Source organism: Nostoc sp. (genome assembly GCF_036919495.1).
GTDB lineage: Bacteria > Cyanobacteriota > Cyanobacteriia > Cyanobacteriales > Nostocaceae > Nostoc.
The window spans coordinates 1-1,717 of sequence record NZ_JBALBZ010000124.1 but is presented as its reverse complement, the minus strand read 5'-3'; the positions used below and the strand labels follow the sequence as shown (position 1 = coordinate 1,717).

At 43.4% G+C, this 1,717-nt stretch carries 1 protein-coding gene; it reads left to right on the top strand.

What is annotated here, in order from left to right:
* Positions 1-570 precede the first annotated feature (570 nt).
* Complete coding sequence (locus tag V7K25_RS17070; RefSeq protein ID WP_335159729.1) at positions 571-1,716, top strand: alkaline phosphatase family protein; 1,146 nt, start codon at positions 571-573, stop codon at positions 1,714-1,716.
* The last annotated feature ends 1 nt before the right edge of the window (position 1,717 follow it).

Genomic DNA, 1,717 nt, shown 5'->3' with positions numbered 1-1,717 from the left:
ATAATTGCAGGCTAAGAGTAAAACCTTTTTCTTTGAGAGCCGCGATAACAGCCAAAGCGTAGCTTGCCGTCGTAGACATCGCACTTCCTCTAAGAATGGGGAGAGCGATGTCTGCGACGGGCTACGCCTACGCATGACCCTCAAGTTCGTCAAACCCAAAGCCTCCTAATTAGATATAGGGTGCGATGGCGTACCCGCCCGCCGCAGGTCTTACCCTGAGCCTGCGCCGAAGGGCATCGCACCCCAAGCACTACCAATTCTGCTAAAATCGCCTCTGCCAGCACGTCAATTTTGAGGCAGTGCTATGTTTGCTACGCCCCGCCGTTGGCGATCGCTATTTTTCCTCTAAGAAACTGGAAGCGGGGAGCGTAGCTTGCTTCCACGAAGTGGTAGGGGTGAAATGAGCAGGCGCTGACAGTTCACGCCATACTGGTTGGCAAGACAATCGGTGCTGCCAGATGTAAACCGTTTTGCCACGGATATATGGGGCAGTTTCGGTATTTGACCCATTATTTTTCTATTGATCCGACAAATCATTCGACATATACTTAACATTTATACTCAGTATCTATGTCATTACATCCTAGACTTCAAACAATTTTTCATCATATTTGCTTATTGAGCTTGAGCCTCACGCTCAATAGTTGTTTATCCAACTCACAAAAATCTAGTCAATCAGCTACTAACCCACCGCAAGTAGTTGAAAATACAGCAGCAGTAGTTTCAACTCCTACACCAGACGACAAAGCTATCCCTAAATATGACCATATCTTTGTGATTGTTGAAGAAAACAAATCCTACGACCAAATTATTGGCAATCCTCAGGCACCCATGATCAATCAACTGGCAAAAACCTATGGTTTGGCTAGTAACTTCTATGGCGAAGTACATCCCAGCGAAGCTAACTATGTTGCCATTTTAAGCGGCAGTACTTTTGGTATTCATGATGATGATGCTTTCTATTGCTTTGCTAATAGTAATCAGCAATTTTGCCACAACTCTCGTCAACCTGACTATGCTAACCATACCATTACCTCTTTTAGCTTAATCGACCAATTGTCACAAAAGGGGCTGACTTGGAAAGGGTATTTTGAAGATATTCCTTCTCCAGGCTCTAAGTCCGTTGTCGCTCCCAGTCTCAATCGTGCATTATATGCGGTCAAACATAATGGTTTTCTGAACTTTAAAAAAGTGCAAGATGACCCAAACTTATCCAGTAAAATAGTCGGGATTGATCAACTTACTACCGACATGAACAGTGATAAAGTTCCCAACTATAGCCACATCATCTTCAACCAATGTCATGAAATGCACGGTTTAGCAGAGTGTCCCCAATTGCAAAAACTGATTCAAACTGCCGACACGATGATTGGAAAAGTTGTTAATCAAATTACCACTTCTAAGTTGTGGGCTGGGTCTGGCAATAATGCAATTATTATTACCTGGGATGAAGATAGTAATCCTCTTGACAAAGCCAAAATTCAAGGTTGCTGTGGTTTTGACCCTGATAGCAGCGCTAACTTTGGCGGCGGTCACATTGCGACGATTGTGATTACTAATCACGCCTCACGGGGCATTGTAGATCACACACCTTATAATCACTACTCATTGCTCCGAACTACTGAAGATGCTTTTGGCATCTATGAATACTTAAACTCTGCTAATGACACGGCTAAAGGAGTTAAGCCGATGACCAATCTATTTGTGAAAAAATAAT

Excerpts from the sequence above, each read along its gene's own strand:
- V7K25_RS17070 (WP_335159729.1), top strand. The coding sequence starts at position 571 with ATGTCATTACATCCTAGACTTCAAACAATTTTTCATCATATTTGCTTA.